Origin of the sequence: Stutzerimonas stutzeri SDM-LAC, assembly GCF_000235745.1 — a bacterium.
GTDB lineage: Bacteria > Pseudomonadota > Gammaproteobacteria > Pseudomonadales > Pseudomonadaceae > Stutzerimonas > Stutzerimonas stutzeri_H.
Genome location: NZ_AGSX01000187.1, coordinates 21,196 through 27,529, shown reverse-complemented (window position 1 = coordinate 27,529; position 6,334 = coordinate 21,196). Strand labels below are relative to the sequence as shown.

Annotated in this window: 7 protein-coding genes; 3 read left to right on the top strand and 4 right to left on the bottom strand. The window is 59.7% G+C overall.

The features are described from left to right. Positions 1–50: 50 nt before the first annotated feature. Positions 51–1,151: an outer membrane protein assembly factor BamC gene (bamC, locus tag PSTU_RS0118715; RefSeq protein ID WP_019342550.1), complete on the bottom strand. Its 1,101-nt coding sequence runs from the start codon at positions 1,149–1,151 to the stop codon at positions 51–53. A gap of 40 nt (positions 1,152–1,191) precedes the next feature. Next, a complete protein-coding gene (gene dapA / locus PSTU_RS0118710; RefSeq protein WP_019342549.1) occupies positions 1,192–2,070 on the bottom strand; it encodes a 4-hydroxy-tetrahydrodipicolinate synthase in 879 nt (292 codons plus the stop codon). Between the two features lie 220 nt (positions 2,071–2,290). On the opposite strand from dapA, the gene PSTU_RS0118705 reads away from it, so the two are divergent. Then, complete coding sequence (locus PSTU_RS0118705; protein ID WP_019342548.1) at positions 2,291–2,851, top strand: glycine cleavage system protein R; 561 nt, start codon at positions 2,291–2,293, stop codon at positions 2,849–2,851. A gap of 14 nt (positions 2,852–2,865) precedes the next feature. Further along, positions 2,866–3,339: a peroxiredoxin gene (locus PSTU_RS0118700; RefSeq protein ID WP_019342547.1), complete on the top strand. Its 474-nt coding sequence runs from the start codon at positions 2,866–2,868 to the stop codon at positions 3,337–3,339. A gap of 74 nt (positions 3,340–3,413) precedes the next feature. Here the strand turns inward: PSTU_RS0118700 and PSTU_RS0118695 are convergent, their stop codons facing one another. Both PSTU_RS0118695 and PSTU_RS0118690 read right to left on the bottom strand, forming a co-directional pair. Further along, complete coding sequence (locus tag PSTU_RS0118695; protein ID WP_019342546.1) at positions 3,414–4,493, bottom strand: AI-2E family transporter; 1,080 nt, start codon at positions 4,491–4,493, stop codon at positions 3,414–3,416. A 19-nt stretch (positions 4,494–4,512) separates the two neighbouring features. After that, on the bottom strand, positions 4,513–4,764 hold the full coding sequence (locus PSTU_RS0118690) for a sulfurtransferase TusA family protein (RefSeq protein WP_019342545.1): 252 nt from the start codon (positions 4,762–4,764) through the stop codon (positions 4,513–4,515). A gap of 106 nt (positions 4,765–4,870) precedes the next feature. On the opposite strand from PSTU_RS0118690, the gene PSTU_RS0118685 reads away from it, so the two are divergent. Continuing rightward, positions 4,871–6,301, top strand: a complete 1,431-nt coding sequence (locus tag PSTU_RS0118685; RefSeq protein ID WP_019342544.1) for a M48 family metalloprotease — start codon at positions 4,871–4,873, stop codon at positions 6,299–6,301. Positions 6,302–6,334 lie beyond the last annotated feature (33 nt).

Below are 6,334 nucleotides of genomic sequence, written 5' to 3'. Positions count from 1 at the left end.
GAAACCGAAAGGTTTCGCCTGAATGGATCGGAGCGGACTGTCTTGCAGAATCAGTCCAGGTTGTCCTTGAGCATGTTCAGCACGCGTCGGGACACTTCAGCCGGAGCGACGGTGTTGAGGTCTTTGTCGAGAGTGACCTGCACCTTGCCACCCACATCGGTTACGCGAACCTGATAGCGCTCGGCACGCGCCTCGATCTCTTCGCGGTCAGGCGCTCCGCCGAACAACCGGGAGAAGAAACCGGGCTTCTCATCCGGGTTCGCCGCCCCCTCCGACAGGTTGACGTAGTAGACGCCGAGGCTTCGATCAAGATCCTCGACGAGGATATCGCTCGTCGCCAGTGCGCGGCCAACGCTCGACCAGCCACGGTTGAAGTCTGTATCGAGCTGCAACACTGGCTCGCCGCTGCCGGCTTCGATCAGCGTCACTCGGCTTGGCGCGTCAAACTCGCGCTCTGCCAGCAGTGAGGCGGAACCACCTTGTGCGGTGCTGCTGTTCAGCCCCACCTGCAACTCGTCGAGCAGTACCCGATCGCGCTCCGCATTCGCCGGGGTTTCAGGCCAGGCAACATCGGCAGTGCTGTTTGCGGGACGATGAACGCTGATCAGGAAGAGTTCGCTGGTATCGCGCTGAACGCCTGGCTCGACGCGCACCCGGACGCGGGTCTCGCCTTCGCCCAGGCCAAGGTTGCGTACCAAGGCAGGCGCGAGCTGGTCACGGGTCTGCCAGGCGGTGACGAACTCACCGGTTTGAGGCCGTTCCTCGGCAATCTCGAAGCCATTGTCAGTAAAGAACTGACGCGCCGCGGCCCAAACCTGTGATGGCGCACGCGTTGCTACAAGCCAGCGTGCATTTTCAGAAGTCTGCAGGCTGTATTCGCTCACCTCGTCGGCGGCAACCAGTCGCTGTGGGCGGGGCACTTCGTACTCGCCTGTGGCACGGCTGTCGGCCACTTGCTGAGGGATCGGCAGCAGCGGCTCGATCGGACGCAGCTCCACGTCGCTGGGCACTTCCATTGGTGGCACCTGTTGTGCCTGCAGGTAGTCGCTGCCACGGTCGCGGAAATATCCGTCTTCACCCCATATCCAGCCACAACCGCTGGTTCCAGAGATAATCAGGGCTAGGGTCGAGAGGCCGGCCAATCGCTTCATGCATGTTCCTTCATTAATAAACCAGTACACCTGGAGACAATCAGGCCAGCACACCGGACTGACGCATCGCATCGCGAAGCGGCTCGTGGCACCGCTGGCTAAGCCAGGTGAGCGGCAGGCGAATGCCGTCCGGCATCAGGCCCATTTCATGCAGCGCCCATTTCACCGGGATTGGGTTGGCCTCGATGAACAGCGTCTGGTGCAGCGGCATCAACAGCGCATTAATGGCGCGCGCCTTCTCGGCATCGCCAGCAATGGCAGCGGCACACAGTTCGCTCATCGCGCGCGGCGCAACGTTCGCCGTGACGGAGATGTTGCCCTTGCCGCCCATCAGCATCAGCTCGACGGCCGTAGCGTCGTCACCGGAATAGACGAGGAAGTCCTTGGCCACGCGATCAAGCACCTCCTGACCGCGCTTGAGATCACCGGTCGCTTCCTTGATGCCAACGATGTTCGGCACTTGCGACAAGCGCTCGATGGTTTCTGGCAGCATGTCACAGGCGGTGCGCCCAGGGACGTTGTAGAGGATCTGCGGAATCGCTACGGCTTCGGCAATGTACCGGAAGTGCAGATACATGCCTTCCTGCGTCGGTTTGTTGTAATACGGTGTCACCAGCAGGCAGGCATCGGCGCCGGCCTGCTTGGCATTTTCGGTGAGTTCGACGGCTTCGCGAGTGGAGTTGGCACCCGTACCGGCGATGACCGGAATGCGGCCGTTGACCTGATCAACAACGCGACGGATGACTTCGATGTGCTCAGACACTTCGAGCGTAGACGCCTCACCAGTGGTACCGACTGCAACGATTGCATTGGTGCCTTCCTGAAGGTGAAAGTCGACAAGCTTGCTCAGGCTATCCCAATCAAGACCACCTTGAGCGTCCATGGGAGTGACCAACGCCACCATACTGCCCGCAATCATGCAACCCACTCCTGCCGGAAAAAGAGAGGCGTAATGGTACAAGGCTCCCGAGCGCTTTGCGAGTACGCTGGAGCCATCAACCGCGGGAACAGCAGCTGAGCGTCGACACCGCGGTCAAATGGCTCCCTCAGTTAACGCATTCCCACTGACGACGCTTTTCGCTACCCTTAGCCGTTTTCGGCTTGGCTGGCCGACCGATTCATCACCGCCAGGAACCTGCATGTCCACCCCCCCAGTACCCCGAGAACAGTTTCTCGTCATCAGCGCCATGGGCCGTAGCCCGATGGCGCTCACCAATGTGCTTTGCCGGGCCAGCAACGAGAATCGCTGCGCCGTGGTAAGCACGCGCCTGACTCGACACGGCGAATGCTGCGCCCTGGTCCTTGAAATCACCGGAACCTGGGACGCACTCGCTCGAATGGAGACAGCGCTGCCCAGCCTGGCCAAGAAGCATGAGTTCACCACTAATGTAGTGCGCAGCGAAGCGCTGGAAACCCGTCCGCAGGCGCTGCCCTATGTGGCGTATGTCAGCTCGGCCTATCGGCCTGACATCCTCAACGAGTTATGCCAGTTCTTTATCGACCATCGTGTCGAGCTCGAAGCCCTTACATGCGACACCTATGAGGCACCGCAAACTGGCGGCACCATGCTCAACGCGACGATGACCGTGACGCTGCCTGCCGGTACGCAAATCAGTTGGCTGCGGGACCAGTTCCTGGATTTCGCTGATGCTTTGAATCTGGATGCGCTGATAGAACCCTGGCGCCCTCAGAACCCTTAAGTAGGAAAACCACTATGTCTGTTGCGATTGACCAACCCGTGCCAGCCTTCCAGGCATTGGCGACCAGCAATACACAGGTCAACCTCGATGCGTTGAAGGGCAAACAGGTGGTCCTGTATTTCTACCCGAAGGACAACACTCCAGGCTGCACAACCCAAGGCCAGGGTTTTCGCGACCAGCACGATGCCTTCGCCGCCGCCAATACCATCGTGTTCGGCGTATCGCGAGACAGCCTCAGAACCCACGAAAACTTCAAGGCCAAGCAGGGCTTCCCCTTCGAGCTGATCTGCGACAAAGATGAACAGCTCTGCCAGCTGTTTAACGTGATCAAGTTGAAAAAGCTCTACGGCAAGGAATATCTGGGCATAGACCGAAGCACATTTCTCATCGACCGTGACGGGCTGCTTCGCCAGGAATGGCGCGGCGTGAAGGTGCCAGGACATGTTGAGGCTGTGCTGCACGCCGCCCATGCATTGCAGCAGCGTTAGAAGATCGCGAAGCAGGCCGCCTCAACGGCAAAGCGCGCAGCCAGCACATTGGCGCGCGCACCACGGGCTAGCTGTTAGCCCACGTGATCCACCACCGGCACCGTAGCTGACCGGCGCGGCCATGCATAAAGCACCGCCTTGAATAGGGTTGCCAGCGGAATCGCGAAAAATACCCCCCAGAAGCCCCACAAGCCACCAAACAGCAATACCGCGCAAATAATCGCAACGGGGTGCAGGTTCACCGCCTCGGAGAACAGCAGCGGAACCAGAACGTTGCCGTCCAGTGCTTGGATAATGGCGTAGGCGACCATCAGATAGATGAACTGATCGCCCAGCCCCCACTGGAACAAGCCGATCAACGCGATGGGAATCGTCACGACCGTGGCACCGATATAAGGCACGACAACTGAGATTCCGACGAGCATCGCCAGTAGCGCGGCGTAGTTCAGCTCCAGCACAGCGAAAACCGCATACGAGACCACGCCGCAAATCAGGATTTCGATCGCCTTGCCACGGATGTAGTTGGCGATCTGTACGTTCATCTCTTGCGCCACCTGGGTGATAAGCCCCCGTTCGTGCGGCAGGTAACCACTGAGCCAATCGTTAATCTGTTGGCGATCCTTGAGGAAAAAGAACACCAGGATAGGTACCAGGATCAAATAGATCATCAGGCTCAACAGTAACGGCAGACTCGACAACGAAGACGTGAGCATGATTTGACCGTAGCGCCCCACTTCGCCTCGGAAGAAATCGATACCGCGCAGCACCTGCACTTCGGTAAGCAATTGGGGGTAGCGCTCGGGCAAAAGAAGCAGCAGCGATTGCCATTCCACCAGCATCCGCGGGAGCTCATTGAACAGCGTCAGCACTTGCTGCCACATCAACGGCGCCAGGAACAGCATGCAGACCGTCAACAGGCCGATGAACATCAGAAACACCAGCCAAACCGCTACCAGATGCGGCAGTTTGATTCGTTCCAGCGCACCGACCAATCCCTGCATCAGGTACGCCAGCACTAGGCCAGCGATGACTGGAGCCAGCATGTGACCGAGGGTCAGCACGGTCGCAAAGGCGACCACCAGCAGCACCCCAAGGACCACCGCTTCCTCGTCCGAGAAATAGCGATGAATCCAGCCCCGCAACACATTCAACATATGCTTTCCCTAGCAGCCGTCAGGCCTTTCGAAGCCAGTAACGATAGAGCCCTTCTTGCGCCTCTTCGTGGAGCAGTACATGGCCGGCCAGCTTGGCGAAGCTGCGAAAATCGCGTTGCGATCCCGGGTCCGTTGCCGTGACTTTCAGTACTTGTCCGCTGGCCAGCCGATTGAGTTCCAGTTTCGCCTTGAGCAACGGCATCGGGCAGGCCAGCCCGACTGCGTCCAGCTCGGCATCGCAGGTCATACCGGGGGCAACCTGTTGAGTCATGTTCATCTCCTCGAAAGAGCCGCAGGATACCGAGCTGCGCCCGGCTCTGGCCAGCGACCCGAGCACAAGGCTACAGTAGCGCTCCTGCCTTAAAGAGCCAGTCTGGATGAAATTGCTGCACCCTACCCTGCTGACACTCGCCTGCCTGATTGGCCAGCCGGTGATGGCCAACGACCTTCCCTCGCTCGGTGACTCCAGCTCCGGCATCGTCTCGCCAGAGCAGGAACATCAGTTGGGCAGAGCCTGGCTCAGTCTGTTGCGCGGCCAGGTCCCACAGCTTTCCGACCCTCTGCTCAAGGATTACCTCGAACGCAGCGTTTACCGCCTGGCCGAGACCAGCCAGCTGCAGGATCGCCGGCTGGAATTCGTGCTGCTCGACAGCCCACAGCTGAACGCCTTCGCCGCGCCGGGCGGCATCATTGGGGTCAATGGCGGATTGTTTCTTCATGCCCAGACCGAAGCCGAATACGCCTCGGTACTTGCACATGAACTGGCTCACCTGTCCCAGCGCCACTTCGCACGCGGGCTGGAAGCGCAGAAACGTATGCAGCTACCGCTGATGGCCGCCATGCTGGCCGGTGTCGTTGCCGCTGCGGCTGGCGCAGGGGATGCCGGCATCGCAGCCATCCTCTCGACCCAGGCGGCGGCCATTCAGTCTCAGCGGCGCTTCTCCAGACAGAACGAGCAGGAAGCCGACCGGATTGGCATCGTCAACCTCGAACGAGCCGGCTATGACCCCCGCGCCATGCCAGAGATGTTCAATCGCCTGATGCGCCAGTATCGATACGACCAGAAGCCGCCAGAATTTCTGCTCACTCACCCGGTCACCGAATCACGCATCGCGGACACCAAGAACCGCGCCGAGCAATACCCCGACACCGGCGTCGAAGACAGTCTGCGGTATCAGCTTCTACGTGCCCGCATGGACCTGAAATTCGAAAGCACTCCAGGGGTGAGCGCCAAGCGCTTCCGCGCGATGCTCGCGGACGATCCGGACCTCGAAGCCGCCCGCTATGGCCTGGCGCTGGCGCAGATGAAAAGCGGCCAGCTGAAGGAAGCTGCGACGAATCTTGAGCCATTGCTGGCAAAGGAACCGGACGACGTTATCTACAACCTGGCCCAGATCGAGCTGGATATCACTGCTAACCGTCTTGGCGCCGCACGCACGCGCATGCAGACCCTGCTCAGTCTTTACCCGGGAAATTATCCGGTGCGTCAGGCAAACATCGATCTGCTGATCAAGGAAAGCAAACTGCAGGATGCTGAGCAACAGCTCAACGCACTGGTCGAAGCCCGGCCACAGGACCCGGATATCTGGTATCAGGTCGCAGAAATTCGCGGGCTCACCGGCAACATTATTGGCCTGCATCAAGCCCGCGCGGAATATTTCGCGCTCGTCGGAGATTACGACCAGGCGATCGAGCAGCTGGACTTCGCCAAACGTCGCTCTGACAATTTCCAGAGCGCCGCACGAATCGATGCCCGACAGAAGCAGCTGATCGAAGAAAAGCGGATGGTGGAAGAGATGTTGCGCTGAGTCATGCCACCCTTAGGGGTGCCGCACGACTCA

Coding starts and splice junctions, on each gene's coding strand:
- PSTU_RS0118695 (WP_019342546.1), bottom strand. CDS start 4,493: ATGTTGAATGTGTTGCGGGGCTGGATTCATCGCTATTTCTCGGACGAG.
- PSTU_RS0118705 (WP_019342548.1), top strand. CDS start 2,291: ATGTCCACCCCCCCAGTACCCCGAGAACAGTTTCTCGTCATCAGCGCC.
- PSTU_RS0118690 (WP_019342545.1), bottom strand. CDS start 4,764: ATGACTCAACAGGTTGCCCCCGGTATGACCTGCGATGCCGAGCTGGAC.
- dapA (WP_019342549.1), bottom strand. CDS start 2,070: ATGATTGCGGGCAGTATGGTGGCGTTGGTCACTCCCATGGACGCTCAA.
- PSTU_RS0118700 (WP_019342547.1), top strand. CDS start 2,866: ATGTCTGTTGCGATTGACCAACCCGTGCCAGCCTTCCAGGCATTGGCG.
- PSTU_RS0118685 (WP_019342544.1), top strand. CDS start 4,871: ATGAAATTGCTGCACCCTACCCTGCTGACACTCGCCTGCCTGATTGGC.
- bamC (WP_019342550.1), bottom strand. CDS start 1,151: ATGAAGCGATTGGCCGGCCTCTCGACCCTAGCCCTGATTATCTCTGGA.